Consider the following 21,254-nt stretch of genomic DNA (forward strand, 5'->3'; position numbering starts at 1 on the left):
TATATTTCAACTACATTTGCCTTACTTAAAAGTTCTATTGCACATTCCACGTTGCCTGCACCTTCACTTTATTTTTAGGAGCTAAAGTTATTTACTTTCATATAAAAAAAGAAGCTCTATTAATAAGGACTTCTTTATACGGTTATTCTGTCTCTGGGAAGAATGCTTGTTCTGTGTATATATCCACCAATGTTGGCCCTTTTGTTTGAAGGGCTTGACTTAGTAACTCTTCTAAATTTTCATCACTCTCAACTCGAAACCCTTCCCATCCACAGGCTTCTGCCACCTGAACAAAATTTGGGTTGGTAAGTTGTGTACCTAGCTCTTCATTGCCGGACGCTTGAATTTTATCACTTTCCATTTGAAGTGCTCCATTATTAAAAACGACTACCGTGATATCTAGCCCATAGCGAGTAGCAGTCAATAGATCGGCTAACGTCATTTCAAGACCGCCATCACCCACCACAGCTACCACTTGTTTTTCTGGTTGCTCCAGCTTTGCAGCCATTGCTGCTGGAAGCCCAAAGCCCATGGAACGCCAATAGCCTGAAAAGAGTACCTTTTGGTTGGTTTGTCGGAAGTTCCTGTTCATCCAGACTGTTACATCTCCTGTATCTAAAGTGATGACCGCATCGTCTGCCACCGTTTGTTCTAGACCTCTAGCTATTCGAGATGGATGGACTGGCGCCCCTTCTATTTGGCCTTCCTGTTCATTTTGATCTGCCCATTTTTCTTTTATTGTCTCTATACGATTAAGCCACTCATCATTTTTTTTGTGTCCATTCACACTTTGTTGCAGTAAAGGAACAACTTGCTCGGCTCTTCCCTTTATCCCAAAATCTGCAGCAACTCTCTTCTTGGCATGCTCTAGATTTAGATCAATGTGAATGATGGTCGCATTTTCAGGAACATATCCCTCTGGCCACCAGGTTGCACCTACTATTAAAACAACATCAGCTTCCTTAAAAACTTTTGGCGCATGAGGATTTCCACCTTCCCCAATTCCCTGAAGAAGATGAGGCGTAGAATCTTTAAAGATTCCTTTACCTCCTAGACTTATTAAAATTCCTGCTCCCCAGGTCATAGCAAGCTCTTCTAAATCCCCAGCGGCCTTTCTTGCTCCTGCACCAGCTAAGATCATTGGCTGTCGAGCCTGCTTCATCACCTTGGATACCTCTTCTAAATCGTTCAGTTCAAAGGAGCCTGTCCCCTCTAAAATACGAGGGAGCTGTCGTGCCCTTGCTTTAGTTTCTTTTTCAAATAAATCCTTAGGAACTGATATATGTGTAACGGTACTCTGTTGAAGAGAAATTTCAGCTGCCTTCTGAAGCAAATCTACAATAGCACTTTCACTGTTTAGATTTGCAGAATAGGTCGCGAATGGCTTGAACAACTCCTGCTGATCGACATACTGCTGAAAGTCCGTTCCCATATCTTTTTGAGCAGCCTGTCCAGTTAAGGCTAAGACAGGAGCCTTGTCTGAGTATGCGTCACCTAGCCCATTTAAAAGATTTGCCGCTCCTGGTCCCATAGTGGATGTACATACTGCCAATCTTCCTGTCAATTTTGCTTCCGCCGAAGCCATGAAAGCTGCTACTGATTCATGCTTTACTGCGATAAACTCGATTTTATCCTGTTTGGCCATCGCATCTAACAATCCAATAATAGTATCACCTGTCACACCATAAATGCGCTTAACCCCTAGAAGCGACAGCTGGTCTAATATAACCTCTGCGACGTTTTTACTCATAGAAATCCTCTCCTTTAAAAAAAGTTTGTTACCAATTAAATTCCCTTATACAAATGGGTTAAACAAATTACTTTTAGAAGAGGGAATTATAATACTTACTATTAACATTCTTGTATAGTAAACCTTTGGCAATTACTGAGCAGACAAAGAGGGGTTTTCTAGAAAATATGCTATATTAACTCTATAAAAAGGAAGGTTGGGTGAGATCATGAAAATTGAAGTATGGTCTGATTTTGTTTGTCCATTTTGTTATATAGGAAAGCGTCGTTTAGAGCAAGCTTTAGAGGAATTTGACCACAAAAACAAGGTAGAGGTTAGCTATAAAAGCTTTGAGCTTCAGCCTCATCTACCAAGTGATAAAAATGTAACTATTCATGAAATGCTTGCCAAAAAGATGAATACGACACCTGAGCAGGCTAAAGCGATGAATCAACAAATTATTGCTAGTGCAGCAACAGTAGGGTTAGCTTACCAATTTGACGAGATGAAACAAACAAATACGCTAGATGCACATCGTTTAGTTAAATATGCGGAAACAAAAGGAAAAGGTAGCGAGTTAACAGAACGCCTTTTAAGCGCACATTTCTTGGAATCTCAATTTCTTGGAGAGCAGGAAACTCTTTTAAGCTTAGCTGCTGATGTAGGCTTAAATCGTGAGGAAGCAAGCAAAGTACTTTCTGGCTCCGAATATTTAGATGATGTCCGTATGGATCAACAGGAAGGCCAACAGCTTGGTGTTCAAGGTGTACCTTTCTTTGTTTTCAACCGAAAATATGCTATTTCTGGAGCACAACCACATGAAGCTTTTGTCCAAACACTGAAAAAGGTATGGGAAGAAGAGAATCAGTCCTCTCCTCTGCAACATATCCATTCGGATTCGGAAGCAACTTGTACCGACGATGGCTGTGAAATAACCGAGACAAATAAAGAGGCTTAAATCTTGAAAGTTCAAGTATTAGCATTGTAGGATAGAAATCGTTAAAACATGAAAAACCATCAAAAAGGCCATAAGCTGAGTAATACTCAGCTTATGGCCTTTTTTTATTTTATTTCTAATAGAACTTTATAGATTTCACTTATCGTTGGTAGCTTTAGTAATTTTCGTTCACTGTAAATATTAATCAGTTCCTTTTGAATAATCTCCCCAGAAAATTGCTCTCGATTCTCAGCCTTAAACATATTACGTAACAGTTTAGGGATTTTGTATTTCGACTTAAATATATCTAAAAGCTTCTGTAGCTCCAACTCATTCAATAAATGATCATAGACGTGCTGCTCCAGCTCTACTTCAAATATATCTAGCATTTCCTTTGCATCATCTTCAATAAAACGATCTAAAATTCTACCAGCAATTTTAGAGGTGAGGATACTACCAATGATTAAACCAACTATACCACCGACCAAAGCGCCCGTGCTTGTGCTTCCCCAAGGAACGAGAACGCCTATGCTGGCACCGATTGCCATACCACCTATACTACCCGCTACATTTGCCGCTGTTTTCGTTATATTCTTAAATAATTGGGTTTTAGACATTTCGCCCTTAACAGCCCGTGAAATATCTAATGTTGAAAGCACACCAGTTACAAGCGCTCCCGTAACTACGTTGGCATTGAGCAACAAAATTGTTTTTTTGGCTGCTAGAGAACTGATCATTGCCTTGTGAGTGAACTTCCCCGCAGCTTTCTTTGCTACAACCTTCGCGCCATTTTTTTGAATGGCACCTCTAACCCCACTCCCTAATTCAAAGGCATCATCTAGCTCAATATCCTGCATATCATTTGCCAGTATCTCATCCACTACGGCCTCTCCTACTATATTTAGGCCTGTGTAGACGGCATTTTCTACTGCTTCCTCACGCGTAGCACCATTCCAAGCACTTTGTGCAAAAGCGATAGCAGCACTCATTCCTAATGACTCATTCTGTAGCTGAACACGTCCGCTTTCCTCCAAGATTAGTCCCTCTATTAAGCCCGCCTCTGCTATATAGCGTACTTGCCTATATGTAAAAGCACCTTGCTTCACGGTATCTTTCGCAAGTTCCTCGTTTTGCAAACGTACTGTTAGCTGAGCCACAACCTCATCGTATTGATCAAAAGGTACCTCTAATTTAATAGCACCCAGTTGGTTAACATATAGTAACTGCTCATCTGACAGACTTGACTCAACCGTTTCTTTCACCGTAGAGCAATAAATATTTTGTAAAAAATGCTCATTCTTAATATATTCAATATTTTCCACTTTCGTCTTGCCTCCACTAGTTTCCTCTAACAAATAAGGAAACCATATATCGAAGGAGTTGTACAGATAAAAAGAAATAACAACACTAATTTGTCACACGTTTTTTGTGAAAGGTTATAGCGATGGGTATAACTTTATATTTGTTGTCTAAGTATGGATATTCTGTGTATAAGTGCATAACTTTTGGAGTAAGATGTTAATTTTACTCTGATGAAGATATTTAGCATGGGATATGTGAGTAACTTTGTGGAGAACATCTAAGTTTAGATGTATTTAATACAATATAAATTGTACACTGGGGAAAGTTGTTTATAAATATAAATCCATAAGATAAGAGCATGGACTGTTCCCATTTACCATATCTAAATTGAAATACCTTCTTGCTCAAAAAAAAAGAGATACTCTTGTATCTCTCAGACTGTAGACAAACACCATGAATTTTGGCGTTTTGCCTACAGTCTTTTTTTCTTTTAAGAGATAAAGCTAGAAATGTTAATCTCCGCTGCGAGCGGACGCTTTCCGCGGGCACGGCTTCAGCCGCTGGAGTCGCCGCTCTCCGCTCTCATCAACAGTGCTTCCTATTAAAGGAATGAGGGGATGGATAATGTAGCTGAGGACTTGCGACACAATTTTTAAAGAAATATATGGAAAGAGTATAGAAAAGCATGGTATGCGATGGACAACCCTAATGGAATAAAAAAATTGTCCATGCAGGCGATGCTTACTTTTGCTGACTTAAATCTTAAGAAACTAGCCAGATTAAACCTAGATTAATTGCAAAATGGTTGGAAATCGAAATGGTTTCCAACCATTTTGTCTACACTGTGAGAGGTACTCTTGTATCTCTTACAGCATTTTGTTGGTTTGTTGTTTTTTTTGCTTATGTAGAATATGGGCAGTTCCCCATTCATGCATCGCATTTAAAATGGGTTCTAAGCTTTTTCCATATTCGGTAATGGAATACTCCACCTTTGGAGGGACTTGAGGATATACCTTTCTCGAAATAATATCCTCCTTCTCTAGTTCACGTAACTGGTTGGTTAACATCTTCTGTGTAATACCCGGTACTTTTCGTTTTAAATCGCTAAATCTCTGAGTACCTTCCTGTAATAACGTCAATAAGATGATAGGTTTCCATTTTCCTACCAATATCCCAAGGGCATCGTCTACTCTACATAGTTCAGGCTGTAAGTCCATATTGCACACCACCTTAAGTATCTTTAAGTATACTATACCACTTTTAAGTGCGTACTTACCCTAATCTAAACGATGCGTCATACTCATAATATAAGCTCATCTCTACTTCAAACTTTAAAACAAAGAATAAACACTAAGAGAGGTTGAAGATACATGCAAAACTATAGAATAGACCCAAGCAAAGGCTTAGAATTTGGACTTTATACGCTGGGTGACCACATTCCCAATCCACATACCGGTGAGCGTATTTCCTCTGCTCAACGTATTCAAGAAATAATAGAGATAGCAAAGTTAGCAGAGCAAGCTGGGCTAGACTTTTTTAGTGTAGGAGAAAGTCATCAGGAGTACTTTACAACACAAGCACATTCTGTTGTATTGGCTGCAATTGCACAAGCCACAAGCAAAATTAAAATCGCTAGTTCCTCAACAATAATAAGTACCTCAGATCCAGTACGAGTTTATGAGGATTTTGCAACGATTGACTTAATATCTAAAGGACGCGCAGAGATTATTGCTGGACGAGCTTCTAGAGTTGGTCTTTTCGATTTATTAGGCTACAACGTAAGAGATTATGAGGAGTTATTTGAGGAAAAATTTGAGCTGCTTCTTAAAATCAATGAAGAAGATATAGTGAATTGGAATGGTGAATTTCGTGCACCATTAAGGAACGCCAAGGTTCTGCCGCGTCCTGATAACGGCTTCATCCCAATTTGGCGAGCAGTTGGCGGGCCACCAGCAAGTGCTATTAAAGCGGGTTATGCAGGTGTACCAATGTTTATCGCAACGTTAGGCGGTCCTGCAACCAGCTTTAAGATTTCCATAGATGCATACCGAGATGCCGCTAAGGAAAATGGTCATGATCCGGCAACACTTCCAGTTGCAACAGCAGGGTTCTTTTATGCTGCCGAAACGACTCAGCAGGCACAACGAGAAATTTATCCATATTTGAATCAGGGGCTACAGCTGATAAACGGGCATGGGTATCCTAAGCAACAATTTGCACAAGGCGCCGATCCTCGTAATGTGATGAATATTGGTAGCCCTCAACAAATTATTGAGAAAATTCTCTATCAGCATGAAGTTTTCGGACATCAGCGCTATATTGCACAAATGGATTTCGGAGGAGTCCCTTATGAGTATTTAGTGAAAAATATTGAATTAATTGGTAATGAAATCCTGCCTGCCATAAAAAAATATACCTCTAAATAGGAGTGTCTTAAGATGAAAATTGTTGGATTATCTGGATCCAGAGTTGGATCTAAAACCCGAACGGCTATGAATTATACAATTAAAGAAATATCAGAGAAGTATCCTGAGGTAGAGATAACTTTAATCGATTTAGCAGATTATGATATTCAATTTAGTGATGGTCGAAATTTTTTAGAGTATGAAGGGGATACAGGATTCGTAACGACAAAGATTATGGAGGCAGATGCCATCATTATAGGTACACCTATCTTTCAGGCTTCTATCCCTGCCACTCTTAAGAATATCTTTGACTTACTCCCTGTTAGTGCATTTAGAGATAAAATCGTGAGCATGATTGTTACTGCTGGTTCTGCTAAGCATTACTTAATAGTTGAACAACAATTAAAGCCAATCTTGGCTTATATGAAAGCACAAATAGTTCAGACGTATGTCTTCATAGAAGAAAAAGACTTTCACCGCAAGGAAATTGTAAATGATGATGTGATTTTTCGGATTCAACGTTTAGTAGAAGATACCCTTGTCTTAACAGAGACCTACAAGGCAATCAAAGAGAAGAAGGAGGCAGAATACGACTTTTAACGAATCGTCTATACTACACTTTTAGAAGAATAATGGTTGTGTTTAAAGTCTAAGAGGAGCATCTCAACATATTGAGAGCTCCTCTTTCTGCCATTTATTTTAGCTTTGGCATCCTAACCTCTAGTTGGCCATTTTGGTAATTCACTGACAAGCCTTCCTTAGAAACAGGGCTCGGTAGTGACACGGAACGATGGAAACTGCTCATGTACTGTGCATTTCGATCGATTGTATGTGCAAAATGGTTAATAACACCATTAATCGTTAACATATTATTTATGACATCAATCTTTATATCACTATTTTTCTCCAGACCTGGCATATCACATATGGCGACCACTTCATGTTCTGTTTCTTGGACATTCATACGCAAACTTCCGATTGGCAGTTCTTTAAAAAGAGGAATTTCCGCAAAAAAGCGTTCTATTTCTTTAAATATATTATTTGTTAGCTGATTAAATGGATCAGATGGCAGTAATGACATTGATTTGCCTCCTTATTTATTTCATGGTGATTATTTCGAGCAATTGGTTTGTACAATAACCATAAATAGTCTCACCATTTGTATATGCAAATCCATTACGTCCATCTAGGCGAACCATCTAATCGAATGAAGAGAAGTTATTCTTGCCTCACCCTTCATTCCCCTAATTTCTAGCTCTCATAAACTCTCATTAGAAGAATATTAACAATAGTATACCGACGATGAAGCAATAATAAGTAAAATAATGCAGCCTTCCATTTTTCATAATTCCCATAAACCATCTCATAGCAAAATAGGACATGATAAATGTACTTATAAATGCTGCTAGATAAGGAACTGCCAGATCTGCCTTGTTAGGCTCATTGATAAAATCTGATAGACCAAGCACAACTCCTCCCAAGCTTATCGGAATATAGAGCATAAAGGAGAATCGTAACGCGGTCTCCTGTTTCATCCCAACTGCAATGGAAGAAATAATGGTAGCTCCTGACCTACTAATACCTGGTGTTAAAGCAACAGCTTGGCCAAGACCGACAATCCAAGCATCCTTAGTTGTTAGATCGTTCTCCCCTTTTGTCCCCTTCATATTACGAATGGTCCATAAAGCTAAACCCGTAATGAAAAGCATGATTGCGATTACCGTCATACTGATACTTTCAGCTATCCAATCACTCAATAAAACTCCTAATACGCCTGCGGGAATGGTTCCTATAACGATAAAAAGTACAAATCGAAAATCACTTTTGTAACGTGTGTCTTTCTTTTTTACATAATAAATTGAGTTCGTTGCTAGCCTCATAATATCATGTCTATAAATTAATAGAATGGCTAGCAAAGAGGCTGTATTCGTTAGTATTGCAAAGGTGAAGCCTTGCTCTCCAAGTCCTAATAGCTCACTTGCAATCATCACATGTCCACTGGATGAAACCGGGATTGGCTCTGTAAAGCCTTGAACAAGACCAATAACAATCATTTTTAAAGTAAATAGTAAATCTTCCATTTTACCCCCTATAAAACGTTTTATAATTTATACAGACGCCTTAAAATATAGATTGTTTCCATTGTATGCTAGGTAACACAAGGAAAGTAATATTGATTACAAAATAAAAAACTCTCTAGAAGCTATCTAGAGAGTTTTTATGATTAATAAGCGCTCCAGCCACCATCAGCTGTTACTACAATACCGTTGATAAGTGAAGATTCGTCAGAAGCCAGGAACAGAGCAATATTGGATATATCAGTAACCTGCCCAGCTCTAGTCATCATTCCAACACCACGTGTAGATTGCTTCATACCGAATGGGTCGATATTATTCATAGCAGCTGAGAATCCTGTTTCAACATGACCTGGTGCAATTGCATTAGAACGAATACCAAGTGGACCATAATGAGAAGCTACATTTTTAGTCATTCCCACAACTGCGTGCTTCGCCGCAGTATAAGTTAGACCACCGCGTCCTCCCATTACGCCTGCTAAAGATGCCATATTAACAATCGTACCGCTCCCGTTCTTTTCAAAATGAGGGAGTACTTGTCGTATACAACGCATAACTCCCGTTACATTAATATTCATCACTCGATTCCATACATCGTCCTCAACATTAGCAGCAGCCTGCATATTGTCTCCAACACCTGCATTATTCACTAAAATATCAATGCGTCCAAAATGTTCAATTGTAGAGGAAACCATTTTTTGAACATCTTCCTCGTTAGCAATATTCACTTTTACGCCAAAAGCGGAATAACCCGATTCCGTTAATTCACTTACAGTAGATTGCAGAGCTTCTTCGTTGAAGTCAGCAATCACTACACTAGCTCCTTCTTTTGCATAAGCAGTTGCTATTTCCTTGCCAATTCCTGCTCCGCTTCCTGTAATTATGGCAACTTTGTTCTGTAATCTATTCATCTTTAATCTTCCTTTCTATATTACATTTTTGGTACAGGTTGTCCTGATAACAAATTTACTACAATTCACGTTAGTAGTATATCTAAAAACAGTTACTCCATTATCTCCATTTATTAACTAGCTTTAAACCCAGTAACCTGAATCTGTTTTATACAAAAAAGTTTTTTGTAGACTGCCTACACAATATAAAAAAATAAAAATAAAGTACTATATATGTTATAATTTGTAATACATTAGTGTATGATATACAGTATAGAAAATGAGGTGAGTACAATTGGTTAATTTGTTGGATTCATACATGACTGAGCTTAGAAGAGGAACTCTTCCTTTAGCCGTCCTAAGTCAATTGCGAAAGCCCCAGTACGGATATTCGTTAGTTCAAGGATTAGAAAGTGCAGGGGTTTCTATTGAACAAAGTACACTATATCCTTTACTTCGTCGTTTAGAGAAACAAGATCTATTAACAAGCAGCTGGGATACAACAGAAAGCAGACCAAGAAAGTATTATGTATTAAGTGATTATGGCATAGAAGTTTTTGAACAATTAAAAGGAGAGTGGGAGAAAATGACATTAGAATTGAAGTCACTTCTAGAGGGGGATGAACGCAGTGAATTTGATTGATGCTTATGTATATGAGGTAACACGAAGGCTTCCAAAGAAATCACGAGATGATATTGCAATGGAGCTTAGATTTTCAATTGAAGATATGCTTCCAGAGGACTACACCGAAAAGGAAGTTAAAGAAGCATTAGCTAAAATGGATGACCCTGCTGTTTTAGCGGCAAGCTATCGTGACAAGCCAATGTATTTAATCGGTCCTAAGGTTTACGATGCTTATATAGAGACACTAAAAATGATTTTTCCTTGGGCAATCCTTATATGTATCATCGTAAGTGTTGTTGCAAGCATTGGACTGTTCAATGGAGAAGATGCAGTATTAACGGTAATAATTAATACTTTTACAGACATTATCGTCAATGTCATATACGTTGTTTCACAAATATTTATCTGGGTCACTATAGTATTTGTCATTGTAGAACGAGTTGGTCTATCCAAAAATGACCTACCTTTAACGAAGAAAGGTACACCTTGGACTCCTGAGGATTTAAAGAATGTTCAAATCATCCCAGCAAAAAAAATTATATCTACCGGAGAAATAGTTTTTAGTATCATGTGGACTGTAATCTGGGCAGTAATTTATTGGAACGCTGATCACCTCGTTGGAATATACAGATCAACTGAAGGTACCGGCTTACAGCTAGTAATGCCTATTTTTGACCATCAGATGTTACTATCCTATTTGCCTTTAGTAGTAGCATTTATTGTACTGGAGATTGGGTTGGCTCTTTACAAGTGGAACGTTGGTCAATGGACAAAGAATGTTGCAATAGTAAATGGAATCATCCATACGATGAGTATTATTACTTTTATCATCATTACAAGTAATGCTAATTTATATAACGAGGCTACGATTCCTTATATGGCAAAAGTTTTAGAAATGAACATCCCCTCGTTGCTATCTGTAATTGAAATAATATGGATTATCATTGTGGTATCTCTAGTCATTTCTACAGTTATGGAGCTAGTAGACAGCTATAAAAAGGCTAAAATTTAAAAATTAATACTCTTCCTCCAAGCAAATAATGTTTGGAGGATTAACTATTTTCTCGAACACTTATACTTTATGACCATTTTAGAAGTATACGTTCTTCTCCTTCCCAAACAAGACCAATTTCCCTCGTTCAGCTCACCATTAAACATTCTTATTCAATCTTAAATGTGTCTGAAATGTGAACACCATAAAATTTAGTAGAAAAAAAACACTTACACCACTCGAAATTATTTTGTTATAGTAACAACTAGACCGGTCGAAGCAAAAGGAAAAATGGTAAAAAGAAATGTTAAAATCGCTTATAGTCGACATATAGTGATTACTTTTTTTATTTGAAGAGGGAATATGAATAGAGCTCTCTAACTATTATTTCAAATTTTTAATACATCGTATAGATAAGAGTATGTGTTGTTTCTAGCTGTACAGTAATGGTGAATAACATATTTCTCTAAAATGGAACGGATAGTACAAACAGCGAGTTTCAATAGAATTGCATTTTCATGAATGAATTCGATGTAGCTCCTGTCAATTATACTTAAGTTTACAAAACAAAGAAGTATTCCCCTACTGATTATGTCTAGGGGGATTATCTATTTTTAGAGGGAGTTTCAAACAAAGATGAATAAACAGATCAAGACAGGACCGATAATGGCTGCTCTTTTAGTTGCAGGATTTGTCGGACTTTTTAGTGAAACTGCATTAAATATTGCTTTAGGAGACTTAAGTTCATTATTTGATGTTAAACCAACAACCATCCAATGGTTAGCCACGGGCTACTTTTTAACTTTAGGTATTTTAGTGCCAGTAACGGGTATTCTGATGCAAAAATTCACAACGCGACAAATGTTCCTTACTTCTATTTCTTTATCAATTATCGGAACAATTCTAGCCGCTCTATCACCGACATTTAGCATTTTATTGGTTGGACGTATTATTCAAGCAGCAGGATTAGCGATTAATTTACCACTAACTCAAAATGTAATCTTCACCATCTTCCCTCCTAACAAACGTGGGGCTGCAATGGGTGTTATGGGCTTAGTTATGTTAGCAGGACCAGCTTTAGGACCAACAATCGCCGGACTTATTTTAGATACATTATCATGGGAGTGGATCTTCTGGGTAACCCTTCCTTTCTTAGTGTTCTCTGCCGTATTTGGCTATCTATTCTTGCCTAACGTTAACGAAATACGTAAAGTTTCTATCGATATTCTATCTGTAATTCTTTCAACTATTGGATTTGGTGGAGTTGTTTATGGAGTGAGTGTCGCTGGAGAGCATGGTTGGACAAGTACAATTGTTATTACCTCGATAATTGTCGGGATTATTGCATTAATACTTTTCTCCATACGTCAAATGAAAATGGAAAATCCAATGCTGAATTTAAAAGCATTTAAATACCCTCTTTTCATCCTTGGAGTAGTAATGAGCTTTATCACATTCTTTAATATGCTGTCATTACTAGTTGTTTTACCGATGTATATGCAAATGGGATTATTAATGCTTGCCTTCACTACGGGCCTTGTTTTATTGCCGGGTAGCTTATTAAATTGTATTTTAGCACCTACAATTGGACGTATGTTTGATAAGTTTGGTCCAAAAGCTGTTATAACACCAGGTACTATTTTTGTTGTCATTGGATATATTCTTTATGCTTCATTTGGTACTGATACGGCTACTTGGTTAATAGTTGTCACACATATTATCATGATGCTTGGTATTGGTATGGTACTAGCTTCTACGCAAACAAATACACTAAATTCTTTACCAAGAGAATATTATCCAGACGGCATTGCATTGACTCAAACTGTTCAGCAGGTAGCTGGGGCAATGGGTATCGCTATTATGGTATCTCTGTTATCAGCAAAACAAGACAGTTACTTAACAACTGTTAGTGATAACTTAGCAGAAGCAACTGCTTCCGGGTCATCATTCGTATTTACGCTTGGGTTGATCTTAGCAATCGTAAACCTTGTTCTTTCTCTATTCATGAAAAAGCCAGGAGAAGTAAAGCTGAAAGCTTAATAGAAAAAGCTGAAAACTCCCGTAAAATTACGGGAGTTTTTTTATGTTTATATATAAAATACAGATAATCAAAATATATATTTAGTCTTTCATCAGAGCTTTTTCATCCATCAAATCATTCTGCTCCCTGTAAGATGCTTCCTTCATCTCCGCAGCTAATAGATCTACATTCGTTCGGGATTGTCTAATATGTTCTTGGAATACCTAGTCGTATCACATGTCGTATTACGTTATCGCCCAATTTGAAACCAAAGAGGCAGCAGAAACGTTTGCCTTTGCTCAAAAGGACACACAAATGGAGGTCGTCGAAAGAGACCGTCATGACAACCAACACAGATACGAGGACGTACAAGTCGTTGTTGACGCCTATGCGGACTTGACAGATGAACAGCACAATCAGATTGATGTGGCAAAAATCGTCGAACAGCTATCGGACTTCGATTATTCCGACTACAACGAACACATCGAATCGCTGATCGACACCCAACTTAACCCAAAATAAAACGCTTCGGCATAGCGCCGTGGGGTTCTTTTTTTATAAACGTGTAGAGAAGGAATAATCGCAAAAAACAGGAGCATACTGAACAGCACAAGATGAAAAATCATCTTGATGATGCACACAAAGGAGACATAAATAATGGCTAACTCTAACTCAAACCAACTCGTTGTTCCCGGTGCAAAGCAAGCGCTAGATAGCATGAAGGCAGAAATTGCATCAGAATTCGGTGTAACACTCGGCGCAGTCGCATCGTCTCGTCAAAACGGCTCTGTGGGTGGAGAAATAACGAAACGTTTAGTGCGTCAAGCACAAACGCAACTACGCGGTAAATAAGAAGACTCACGCCCCTTTTATGACGGGGCTTTTTTTTGTTTTTATGTAAATATGTGATTTAAAAATCCGATACATAGTCTGAGTCCAAGTGATTAAGACCTACTTTTTTTAAAGCGGAGTGATTTTTTTCTCCCACCTAAAGATGACCTGATGTGATACTTTGTACCGCCACGTGCGATAAAAGGCATGAATATAAATAAACCAGAAATTAAAAGATGAAAGAAGACGATGAAAATGATGAGATTATCGAGAGTATTATTTACCAGTATTTTAGCAATTATTATGGTGCTGACTATTGGTGTCAGTGCAGATGTGAAAGTGAACGCGGAATCCCATGATATCAATACGTTAGGAAAAGAAATATCAGAAAAGGCTAAACTTGGACTTGAACTTGGCATTTCAGATAGTAATAAAGACAAAGTTGTACTTGTAGAAACTGCGGGTGAGACTGAAAGACTACAAGATGCATTGAACCTCGGAGCCGGTAAAATTGTTGTATTACCATATGGTAGTTCGTTTAAGGTGAGCGGATTAAAAGTTCCTGATAATACAACTATTATTGGTTATGGTTCTAAAATTTATAATGATAAAAAGCACACGACACTGCTAACGATAGGTAGCGGGGTGAATATATACGGTTTAGAAATACAGGGCGCAGGCAACAAAGATGCTGGTGTAAAGGGTATCGGAATAAACATTAATGGCGCGAATTCAGCGAATTATGCTAAAAATATTGTTATTCATGATAGCTTTATTCATGACATCGGTTTTTATGGCATTAAAGCCGAATTTGCAGACAATGTGACTGTTACAAATACAAACATTGAGGACATCGGCTATGCAGGCATTGGCGGATTCTCTGTTAGTAATTTCAACGTAGATAAGAGCCATATTAAAGCTATTGCTCCGGGAACCAACGGAAATGCATATGGTGTGTTCTTTTCTAGGCGAGGTTCTAAGAGTGACCTGATACAATATCCACGAAGCAAAGACAGCTCGGTAACAAATAGCACCATAGAAGATATCCCATTATGGGAAGCGTTAGACACGCATGGTGGAGAAAATATTACGTTTAACCATAATAAAATAAGAAACGCGAAAGTCGGTATAGCGTTTGTTAATGCGACAGGTGATGGCAAAAAAGGAATATTTGGTACACAGCGCTCAACGGCAAAAGGTAACCAAATCGAAGGAATCGGCAAAGGTTGTGGCATTATTGTTGCCGGATCAACGTCAGATTATGCCAGTGGTTTTACGATAAGCGGTAACCAATTAACAAATGCAGGGAAAGAAGGAAGCAGTATCTCAGGTGCAATCTGTGCCAAGTTTACGAAAGATTTAATAATAAAAGAAAATACCTTGAAGAATAGCTTCGCTAATGGTATTAGTATCAACACCCATAATAATCAGTTTTTAATTACTAAAAATAAAATTCAGGATGTACAGGACAAGAAGTACGTAGTACCTGCTGCTATTGCAATACGCTCTACTAATAACGAAGGAACCATCTCACAAAACGTCCTAACTGGTGATGGTAAGTTATCAAACAAATATGTATCTGTCCGTGGGATTAACATATCCACTAAAATTAATGTAAAGCTGAAAATTGGCACGAATACAAATACCTTTAAACTACCTATTGCTGGTGGAACTGGTAGTCATGTTACGTATGTAAAATAATAAAACAAATAGCCAATTGATACATGAAGGTTTCACCGAAGAACAAGAGACGCACAGTGCAAATAGCGTCGGACTATAATAAACCAAAAATTAAAAGATAAAAGAGGTGAATACAATGATGCTTAACCTAAATATCAGAGACATCAAATTAGAGAACAAAAAGAACAATCGCCACACAAAACATAGACGTGTTGCGCGTCCGGGACTCAAAATGGGAGTCAATTTTCAAACAAGTATTCTGATGATCGTGTGGACTTTCATCCGAAACAGCGTGTGGCACATGACGCCTGCACTATTCCTTCACGGCTTACTGTTCGTCATCCACAGCATTGCGAAAGAGTTAATCGACGGTTACACGGTTCCAAACGGTGGCATTCTATTGCTATTCACCGTCTACGCCATCTGTTTATTCTTCACTATACGCAAAATCAGTGCCATATGGCATACTTCAACGTCAAAACATTGGTGACGCACTACAATATCAACCAGAAGACAATTGCTATTATCAATCTATCGGCGAACCCGAAGCATGACAAAGCATTCATCATGATGGATCACTACCGTACACGAGTCAACCGATTCAGCCTGTTCCCTAGCGTGAAAGAGCTGGCAGTTGAGGACCAAATGTACAAAAATGCATACAAATCAGGCAGCCAAGCCATGAAAACCAATGCAGAGGCGCGCAGACTTCGTTTAGACCTAGAAGCAAAGCACGCGGAGCATATCGCTGCGAAACGAATTGCAAACTGGAAACAGTCCGAGTTCGGCGGCTTAAACGAGTACTATGAACTGGTGAAAAAGTACAGCCATCGCACGATTCCAGCAGTAAGAGACATCATCAGCGATGTGAAAAATTAAGTCATCGCACACAAAAAACCTCACTATTCGATATAGTGAGGTTTTACATATTAATGCTTTGCATGATCCACTGCCTGGTGTAGTAAATTCATCACATGATCATCATCACTTGAATAATACAAGGTAGTCCCCTCACGTCTAAATTTTACTAAGCGTAAATTTTTTAAAAATCGTAGCTGGTGAGAAACGGTTGTTTGCCCTAAATTTAATGCCTCTGCGATTTCGTTTACTGAATGTTCCTCACAGCATAAAAAATTTAATATACGAATACGAGTGGGATCACTTAATGCTTTAAAAGTCTGAGATACGACGAATAGCGTTTCATCGTCTAACTCATGCTGTAATTTTTCCTCCATTTCATACCCTCCTATTTATGATTAATGATGATGGTGGTGATGTGCACCTGTGTCCTCAGCTTTAGTTGTACAAAGAATGGAACAATCATGCTTATGGAATTCTGTTTCCAATTGAATAGTGACATGCTGTATATTTTGATGGGCTAGATCATGCTCTATTTTCTGCAGTAGTTTTTCACCCTCAGCAACTGTCATGTCTTCACTAACTACCGCATGGCAAGAAAGTGCATTCAGTCCACTAGTAATGGACCAAGTGTGTAAATCATGAACCCCTTTTATCTCAGAGTTTTGCTCAATCGTTTGAACAATAACATTCATATCTACGTTTTGTGGCGTTCCTTCCATTAGAACATGAAGAGAAGCTTTTGTTACAAAGTATCCACTTCTTAAAACAAGTGCTGCTACAATCACACTTGCTAATGGGTCAGCCCATCCCCAACCAAAGAACATGATAAGTAAGGCAGCTATAATAGCACCGACCGAGCCTAGCATATCGCTGATAACATGTAGAAATGCTCCTCGCATATTTAAGTTGTCTTCCGTGTCACCGCCTCGCATCATAAACCATGCTACAAAAATATTAACTGCTAATCCAATACAACTAATAATTAGCATTCCGGTTGTAGCTACCTCCGGAGGATTGGCAAATCTAACAATTGCCTCGTAAAAGATAAAGAATGCGATTGCCATTAGAGTAATGCCGTTTAACACAGCTGCTAAAATCTCAAAACGCTTATAGCCATACGTTTTGTTCATATTTGCTGCTTTTTCTCCAAAAGTAAAAGCTAATAAAGCAATAGCCAAAGAAACTGCATCGCTTAGCATATGTCCCGCATCCGACAGCAGGGCCAAGCTATTGGTCAGATATCCTCCTACTGCCTCAATAATCATATAGGTGAAGATAACAAAGAATGAAATGAGCAATACCTTTTTGTTGGAACTATGTGTGTGATTATGTTGATCGGCCATAATAAATCCTCTCCTTCCCCTTAATATAAACAATAAAACTAATATATGATTATATATTCATATATATATAGTATACTATCTTCAATATTTTGTAAACGGGTTGAATTAATCAAAGAAGAAAATTTAATTATGGGATAAATCTCCTTTCTAGAGTGACGCATTCGTAGGGTGAGCCATAAACCATCACCGTTGCTGAAGCCAAATAAAACCAAGGAGTTGCCAAAAAAAAGAAACCTTTACTAATGAAGTATCGGCTCCTTTGCTTTATCGGTATTTCATTTTGCGCCTATATTGGCCTCTCCCTTTTGTTATCAAATATCTGCTCAGCAAAAAAAGTAATAGAGAATATAAGGTTACACCGGCTATAAACAATAAGGCAGGTGCATTGAGGCTGACTTCCTTCAACCCACTATGTTCGTTCCTATGTGCTTCTTCTGCTTTAAACATTGACCATACACATGAAATAGTAAAGCTGTATAGCACAAATAATAACGTATTCTTAAGGGTTATACTTGTTAAAGCGTTGTTGCGTCTCTTATTTTTTGTACTGAAAACTGTCGATAAATATATAAATAAACCGCCATAAACTAAAGAAATAATCAGTATTTCTGAAATACTCATAAGGAAATCTCCAATTTAGTTTGTAATTTCTTTATTATTGTTTTTAATAACGAATGTAAGTGAAATAACAACAGCTAAGATACCTAATAATAAAGAGGTATTAAAAAGCATTTTTAAACCCGTCGTTGGTGAACCTGATACTAAACTACACAGGACCAAGGACATAATCCCAACACAAGCTAAAAAATAATAAAATGGCCGAGTATTACCCTTAAATAAAACGAAACCAATAAGGATAAGTAAGTACGTTCCACTTACAAGCATAGCCAAAGGGTAGGCAGGAGCGAATTTAGCAGCATATATAAAATAATCTATTGTCAAAATATCATTCGCATGGTTTACAGATCCATTGATCCACTTCGAAAAAATAGCAGTATGCTTCCATTCCCATGTAGAGTGTATAAGCGTACTCCCTTCATACCAAGCTGCGATTGTAGAAAATACTAAAACCATTATAGCTAAACCTGCTTGAATCAATTGTTTCAAAAACTTCTCACCTCCATTTTAATCTATATTAACATTATTTCCCTTATAATGAATAAAAAAACTGCCCAATAAGTCTAAACAGCTTTTTATCCAAGTATTATAAAATTTTTGGCTTACTAATCACTACTTCTTGTTAGTTGCGATATACCAACCACAATTGCTAAAATTACAAAACCAACTAGAACAACCGTATTTGTTATTGGTTCGGTAATCCTTGGAATAGAGTCTTGAAAAATCTTTAAAAGTATTACAAATAATATCACTATGGAATAAATAAAGCCATTCTTCTCCAATTCATACGCCCGCTTAGTTGTAATAACGCTAATGTCTAAATCCTTTTCAAGCTGTCGCATAGAAGGTAGGGACTGCCCTTTCTTTAATTCACCTGTAAGGATTAGTTTTTTAATCTGCAAGTAAATTTGCTCGTAAATTGGTTCCTTTGAATTGTTTGAAATAATAATTTGTATGCAAAAACCATAAATGTATTTCATAAGAAAAAGGATTATTCAGCCATTTCCATAGCTGAATAACCCTTATTTTATATTTCATTTCTTTCAATTCTTTTAATTAACTCCTCGAGCCAATACGTAGTATGCTCTTTTTTACTTGAAAAATATTCTCCAAGATACTTTACTAAATGCTCTTTTTCTTCCGATAACTGTACTTTAATTTCCAAATCCTTAATATGAGCCCAATGTTCTTTGATTCTAGCTAGTTTTTGATAAAGTAACTCAATCACTTTTTCTCGATCCACGTATTCAATGTTCGCTAACGCTATAACCATTCCGCTAATTGTATCGGCATTCCCAAATAATTGATAAATCTTTTGTGGTAAGGCTTCTCTACCTTTATCAGTAATAGCAAATACTTGTTTATCTGGTCGATGTTCTTCCTTAATAATTTCTACTGGCTCTATTAGCCCTTGCTTTACTAACGATTCAAAGTGATAGTACAGTTTGCTTTCTGTAACTCCGCCTAATTGGTCAAAGGGGATAGGCTCTGAAAGCTCTTTTTTTAATTTATATGGATAGTTATTATCCTGCATTAATTTACCCAAAATATATATTTGAATTGCCATATAATACCGCTCCTTTGGCAAGAATTATATTCATTGTAGCAAAATCATACAGTAATTTCAGTATTATTTATAACATCCTTTGTATCCTCTACCAAAGTAGCTTCTAATGGAACTTTTTTATGGACGAAGGCAACAAGCAAAATATTAATTAGCATTGCTCCTAAACCTACTGCAATCATACCCCATACAAAAGGCGCTGGACTAATACTACTATACATATTAGCAAAGTATGCTTGGACAGAGTAATACATAGGCGAAATATAACTTACCCATTCATACGGACCATACATCATGTCTCTTGTAATTGTAGCGCCATTAGCAATTGTTTGTACAAGAAGCACTGGTATGTTGAGAATCATACCACCCTCTCCAACAAGGAATATAAACATTGCTGTAAAGTTGAAGGCAACCATGTAGTTTAAAACTTGCTGTCCGAAAAGACTTAAGAATAGTTCTCCACTTGGTTCATTTACTAGATAAGCAATACCCATTGATGCTAATCCTGCTAATACTGCGATTATTAACGCAGTCAATTGCACATATACGAATAAACGAGTTTTACTCGCTTTCCCACGACTTTCGTTAAAGGAAGCTACTAATTGCATTGCTGCAATCATTGCCCCTACATAACCAGCCATCGTTAAGAACATAGGCAACATATTGTTATGCATACCATCTGGAATGTCATTTATAGTCACTACGTTTCCAACATAAGAAGTTTCAATCATTTTTGCCATATCAGCAGCTTGCTCCTCCGGCACATTAAAGTTCATTAATACTCCCTGTGCTGTTTGCTGAGAAAACTGAGCGCTTAACTGATTGTTTATTTGCGTAATAATAGATGTCATAGAGGATGAAACAACCGTTGCTCCTGCTTCATTTACAGTGAAATCAATACTGGATGATACTTCACCGTTTTCCATATCTGCTGAAAATGTTTTTGGAATGTGCACTACTAGAGTAATTTCATTCTCTTCTAATTGTTCTAATGCTCTTTTATTGGTTAAATCTGTTTTAACCTCTTCAAAAGGTAAATTTTCTTTTAGCTGATCGGCAATCATCGTACCGTATTCCCCAGCATCATCATTAACGATCGCTATAGGTAGTTTATCGATATTACCTGGAATAGCCGTATACCCAGGTAAAAAGATACCTAGCATTGCAACTGCATAAAATATCCCCATAAAAATAGAAGCAATAGCTCCCTTTGTTTTCAAAAATTGTGTAAACTTCATGTGTTTAATTTTCCTTCTTTCAAATAAAATTAATTTCTTATATACTTTAAATAAAGTACTTTAATTAGAGTACTTTGTTTATATAACTTTGTTAGTATAATCCTTTATTTTTAGATAGGCAAATGAAAAAGCTCTCTTTTACATA

22 protein-coding genes and 2 pseudogenes are annotated in these 21,254 nt (G+C 37.4%); 11 read left to right on the top strand and 13 right to left on the bottom strand.

Going from position 1 to position 21,254, the window contains the following annotated elements; translation table 11 throughout:
- Nucleotides 1-142: 142 nt before the first annotated feature.
- Nucleotides 143-1,750 carry a thiamine pyrophosphate-binding protein gene (locus MKY94_RS19455; protein ID WP_342577636.1) on the bottom strand — a complete coding sequence of 536 codons (1,608 nt, stop codon included), beginning with the start codon at nucleotides 1,748-1,750 and terminating at the stop codon, nucleotides 143-145.
- A 208-nt stretch (nucleotides 1,751-1,958) separates the two neighbouring features.
- Here MKY94_RS19455 and MKY94_RS19460 point away from each other — a divergent pair, with 208 nt between their 5' ends.
- The gene (locus MKY94_RS19460; protein WP_342577637.1) at nucleotides 1,959-2,687 is read left to right on the top strand and encodes a DsbA family oxidoreductase; all 729 of its coding nucleotides are present in this window, start codon (nucleotides 1,959-1,961) and stop codon (nucleotides 2,685-2,687) included.
- 104 nt (nucleotides 2,688-2,791) lie between these two features.
- Here the strand turns inward: MKY94_RS19460 and MKY94_RS19465 are convergent, their stop codons facing one another.
- The gene (locus MKY94_RS19465) at nucleotides 2,792-3,988 is read right to left on the bottom strand and encodes a hypothetical protein (RefSeq protein WP_342577638.1); all 1,197 of its coding nucleotides are present in this window, start codon (nucleotides 3,986-3,988) and stop codon (nucleotides 2,792-2,794) included.
- Between the two features lie 622 nt (nucleotides 3,989-4,610).
- On the opposite strand from MKY94_RS19465, the pseudogene MKY94_RS19470 reads away from it, so the two are divergent.
- Nucleotides 4,611-4,762, top strand: a pseudogene (locus tag MKY94_RS19470) (transposase); the annotation flags it as partial.
- A gap of 72 nt (nucleotides 4,763-4,834) precedes the next feature.
- On the opposite strand, the gene MKY94_RS19475 reads toward MKY94_RS19470, so the two are convergent.
- Complete coding sequence (locus tag MKY94_RS19475; protein WP_342577641.1) at nucleotides 4,835-5,185, bottom strand: helix-turn-helix domain-containing protein; 351 nt, start codon at nucleotides 5,183-5,185, stop codon at nucleotides 4,835-4,837.
- A 153-nt stretch (nucleotides 5,186-5,338) separates the two neighbouring features.
- On the opposite strand from MKY94_RS19475, the gene MKY94_RS19480 reads away from it, so the two are divergent.
- The gene (locus MKY94_RS19480; protein ID WP_342577642.1) at nucleotides 5,339-6,394 is read left to right on the top strand and encodes an LLM class flavin-dependent oxidoreductase; all 1,056 of its coding nucleotides are present in this window, start codon (nucleotides 5,339-5,341) and stop codon (nucleotides 6,392-6,394) included.
- Between the two features lie 12 nt (nucleotides 6,395-6,406).
- Entirely contained in the window at nucleotides 6,407-6,973 is a 567-nt protein-coding gene (locus tag MKY94_RS19485) for an NADPH-dependent FMN reductase (RefSeq protein WP_342577643.1), read from the top strand.
- A 94-nt stretch (nucleotides 6,974-7,067) separates the two neighbouring features.
- Here the strand turns inward: MKY94_RS19485 and MKY94_RS19490 are convergent, their stop codons facing one another.
- The 3 genes from MKY94_RS19490 to MKY94_RS19500 all read right to left on the bottom strand — a co-directional run bounded on the left by MKY94_RS19490 (nucleotide 7,068) and on the right by MKY94_RS19500 (nucleotide 9,359).
- Nucleotides 7,068-7,454, bottom strand: a complete 387-nt coding sequence (locus tag MKY94_RS19490; RefSeq protein WP_191697556.1) for an Hsp20/alpha crystallin family protein — start codon at nucleotides 7,452-7,454, stop codon at nucleotides 7,068-7,070.
- Between the two features lie 190 nt (nucleotides 7,455-7,644).
- Nucleotides 7,645-8,454: an undecaprenyl-diphosphate phosphatase gene (locus tag MKY94_RS19495; protein WP_342577644.1), complete on the bottom strand. Its 810-nt coding sequence runs from the start codon at nucleotides 8,452-8,454 to the stop codon at nucleotides 7,645-7,647.
- A gap of 143 nt (nucleotides 8,455-8,597) precedes the next feature.
- Nucleotides 8,598-9,359, bottom strand: a complete 762-nt coding sequence (locus MKY94_RS19500) for a glucose 1-dehydrogenase (protein ID WP_144541176.1) — start codon at nucleotides 9,357-9,359, stop codon at nucleotides 8,598-8,600.
- Between the two features lie 274 nt (nucleotides 9,360-9,633).
- Between MKY94_RS19500 and MKY94_RS19505 the strand changes: the two genes are divergently transcribed.
- The 7 genes from MKY94_RS19505 to MKY94_RS19535 all read left to right on the top strand — a co-directional run bounded on the left by MKY94_RS19505 (nucleotide 9,634) and on the right by MKY94_RS19535 (nucleotide 16,364).
- Nucleotides 9,634-9,981 carry a PadR family transcriptional regulator gene (locus MKY94_RS19505; protein ID WP_342577645.1) on the top strand — a complete coding sequence of 116 codons (348 nt, stop codon included), beginning with the start codon at nucleotides 9,634-9,636 and terminating at the stop codon, nucleotides 9,979-9,981.
- On the top strand, nucleotides 9,968-10,975 hold the full coding sequence (locus MKY94_RS19510) for a hypothetical protein (RefSeq protein ID WP_342577646.1): 1,008 nt from the start codon (nucleotides 9,968-9,970) through the stop codon (nucleotides 10,973-10,975). Before MKY94_RS19505 ends, MKY94_RS19510 begins: the two co-directional genes overlap by 14 nt.
- 615 nt (nucleotides 10,976-11,590) lie before the next feature.
- Complete coding sequence (locus MKY94_RS19515; protein WP_151112201.1) at nucleotides 11,591-12,994, top strand: DHA2 family efflux MFS transporter permease subunit; 1,404 nt, start codon at nucleotides 11,591-11,593, stop codon at nucleotides 12,992-12,994.
- A 295-nt stretch (nucleotides 12,995-13,289) separates the two neighbouring features.
- Nucleotides 13,290-13,496, top strand: coding sequence for a hypothetical protein (locus MKY94_RS19520; RefSeq protein WP_342577647.1), 207 nt, complete (start codon nucleotides 13,290-13,292; stop codon nucleotides 13,494-13,496).
- A 135-nt stretch (nucleotides 13,497-13,631) separates the two neighbouring features.
- Entirely contained in the window at nucleotides 13,632-13,826 is a 195-nt protein-coding gene (locus tag MKY94_RS19525; protein WP_144541167.1) for an alpha/beta-type small acid-soluble spore protein, read from the top strand.
- 312 nt (nucleotides 13,827-14,138) lie between these two features.
- Nucleotides 14,139-15,506, top strand: a complete 1,368-nt coding sequence (locus MKY94_RS19530; RefSeq protein WP_342577648.1) for a right-handed parallel beta-helix repeat-containing protein — start codon at nucleotides 14,139-14,141, stop codon at nucleotides 15,504-15,506.
- 438 nt (nucleotides 15,507-15,944) lie between these two features.
- The gene (locus tag MKY94_RS19535; protein WP_144541163.1) at nucleotides 15,945-16,364 is read left to right on the top strand and encodes a hypothetical protein; all 420 of its coding nucleotides are present in this window, start codon (nucleotides 15,945-15,947) and stop codon (nucleotides 16,362-16,364) included.
- Between the two features lie 50 nt (nucleotides 16,365-16,414).
- Here the strand turns inward: MKY94_RS19535 and MKY94_RS19540 are convergent, their stop codons facing one another.
- The 7 genes and pseudogenes from MKY94_RS19540 to MKY94_RS19570 form a co-directional block, all read right to left on the bottom strand.
- The gene (locus tag MKY94_RS19540) at nucleotides 16,415-16,720 is read right to left on the bottom strand and encodes a metalloregulator ArsR/SmtB family transcription factor (RefSeq protein ID WP_144541161.1); all 306 of its coding nucleotides are present in this window, start codon (nucleotides 16,718-16,720) and stop codon (nucleotides 16,415-16,417) included.
- Between the two features lie 21 nt (nucleotides 16,721-16,741).
- On the bottom strand, nucleotides 16,742-17,689 hold the full coding sequence (locus tag MKY94_RS19545; RefSeq protein WP_144541159.1) for a cation diffusion facilitator family transporter: 948 nt from the start codon (nucleotides 17,687-17,689) through the stop codon (nucleotides 16,742-16,744).
- Nucleotides 17,690-17,953: 264 nt separating this feature from the next.
- A complete protein-coding gene (locus MKY94_RS19550) occupies nucleotides 17,954-18,310 on the bottom strand; it encodes a peptide ABC transporter permease (protein ID WP_154312096.1) in 357 nt (118 codons plus the stop codon).
- A 15-nt stretch (nucleotides 18,311-18,325) separates the two neighbouring features.
- The gene (locus MKY94_RS19555) at nucleotides 18,326-18,796 is read right to left on the bottom strand and encodes a YjdJ family protein (RefSeq protein WP_144541155.1); all 471 of its coding nucleotides are present in this window, start codon (nucleotides 18,794-18,796) and stop codon (nucleotides 18,326-18,328) included.
- Nucleotides 18,797-19,056: 260 nt separating this feature from the next.
- Nucleotides 19,057-19,263: pseudogene (locus MKY94_RS19560) on the bottom strand (GntR family transcriptional regulator); the annotation flags it as partial.
- 71 nt (nucleotides 19,264-19,334) lie between these two features.
- A complete protein-coding gene (locus MKY94_RS19565) occupies nucleotides 19,335-19,874 on the bottom strand; it encodes a helix-turn-helix transcriptional regulator (RefSeq protein ID WP_151112185.1) in 540 nt (179 codons plus the stop codon).
- Nucleotides 19,875-19,918: 44 nt separating this feature from the next.
- A complete protein-coding gene (locus MKY94_RS19570) occupies nucleotides 19,919-21,109 on the bottom strand; it encodes an ABC transporter permease (RefSeq protein WP_151112184.1) in 1,191 nt (396 codons plus the stop codon).
- Nucleotides 21,110-21,254 lie beyond the last annotated feature (145 nt).

Source organism: Psychrobacillus sp. FSL K6-2843 (genome assembly GCF_038626375.1).
GTDB classification, from domain to species: Bacteria; Bacillota; Bacilli; order Bacillales_A; family Planococcaceae; genus Psychrobacillus; species Psychrobacillus faecigallinarum.

Coding starts and splice junctions, on each gene's coding strand:
- MKY94_RS19455 (WP_342577636.1), bottom strand. CDS start 1,750: ATGAGTAAAAACGTCGCAGAGGTTATATTAGACCAGCTGTCGCTTCTA.
- MKY94_RS19460 (WP_342577637.1), top strand. CDS start 1,959: ATGAAAATTGAAGTATGGTCTGATTTTGTTTGTCCATTTTGTTATATA.
- MKY94_RS19475 (WP_342577641.1), bottom strand. CDS start 5,185: ATGGACTTACAGCCTGAACTATGTAGAGTAGACGATGCCCTTGGGATA.
- MKY94_RS19480 (WP_342577642.1), top strand. CDS start 5,339: ATGCAAAACTATAGAATAGACCCAAGCAAAGGCTTAGAATTTGGACTT.
- MKY94_RS19485 (WP_342577643.1), top strand. CDS start 6,407: ATGAAAATTGTTGGATTATCTGGATCCAGAGTTGGATCTAAAACCCGA.
- MKY94_RS19490 (WP_191697556.1), bottom strand. CDS start 7,454: ATGTCATTACTGCCATCTGATCCATTTAATCAGCTAACAAATAATATA.
- MKY94_RS19495 (WP_342577644.1), bottom strand. CDS start 8,454: ATGGAAGATTTACTATTTACTTTAAAAATGATTGTTATTGGTCTTGTT.
- MKY94_RS19500 (WP_144541176.1), bottom strand. CDS start 9,359: ATGAATAGATTACAGAACAAAGTTGCCATAATTACAGGAAGCGGAGCA.
- MKY94_RS19515 (WP_151112201.1), top strand. CDS start 11,591: ATGAATAAACAGATCAAGACAGGACCGATAATGGCTGCTCTTTTAGTT.
- MKY94_RS19520 (WP_342577647.1), top strand. CDS start 13,290: ATGGAGGTCGTCGAAAGAGACCGTCATGACAACCAACACAGATACGAG.
- MKY94_RS19525 (WP_144541167.1), top strand. CDS start 13,632: ATGGCTAACTCTAACTCAAACCAACTCGTTGTTCCCGGTGCAAAGCAA.
- MKY94_RS19535 (WP_144541163.1), top strand. CDS start 15,945: ATGGCATACTTCAACGTCAAAACATTGGTGACGCACTACAATATCAAC.
- MKY94_RS19540 (WP_144541161.1), bottom strand. CDS start 16,720: ATGGAGGAAAAATTACAGCATGAGTTAGACGATGAAACGCTATTCGTC.
- MKY94_RS19545 (WP_144541159.1), bottom strand. CDS start 17,689: ATGGCCGATCAACATAATCACACACATAGTTCCAACAAAAAGGTATTG.
- MKY94_RS19550 (WP_154312096.1), bottom strand. CDS start 18,310: ATGAGTATTTCAGAAATACTGATTATTTCTTTAGTTTATGGCGGTTTA.
- MKY94_RS19565 (WP_151112185.1), bottom strand. CDS start 19,874: ATGGCAATTCAAATATATATTTTGGGTAAATTAATGCAGGATAATAAC.
- MKY94_RS19570 (WP_151112184.1), bottom strand. CDS start 21,109: ATGAAGTTTACACAATTTTTGAAAACAAAGGGAGCTATTGCTTCTATT.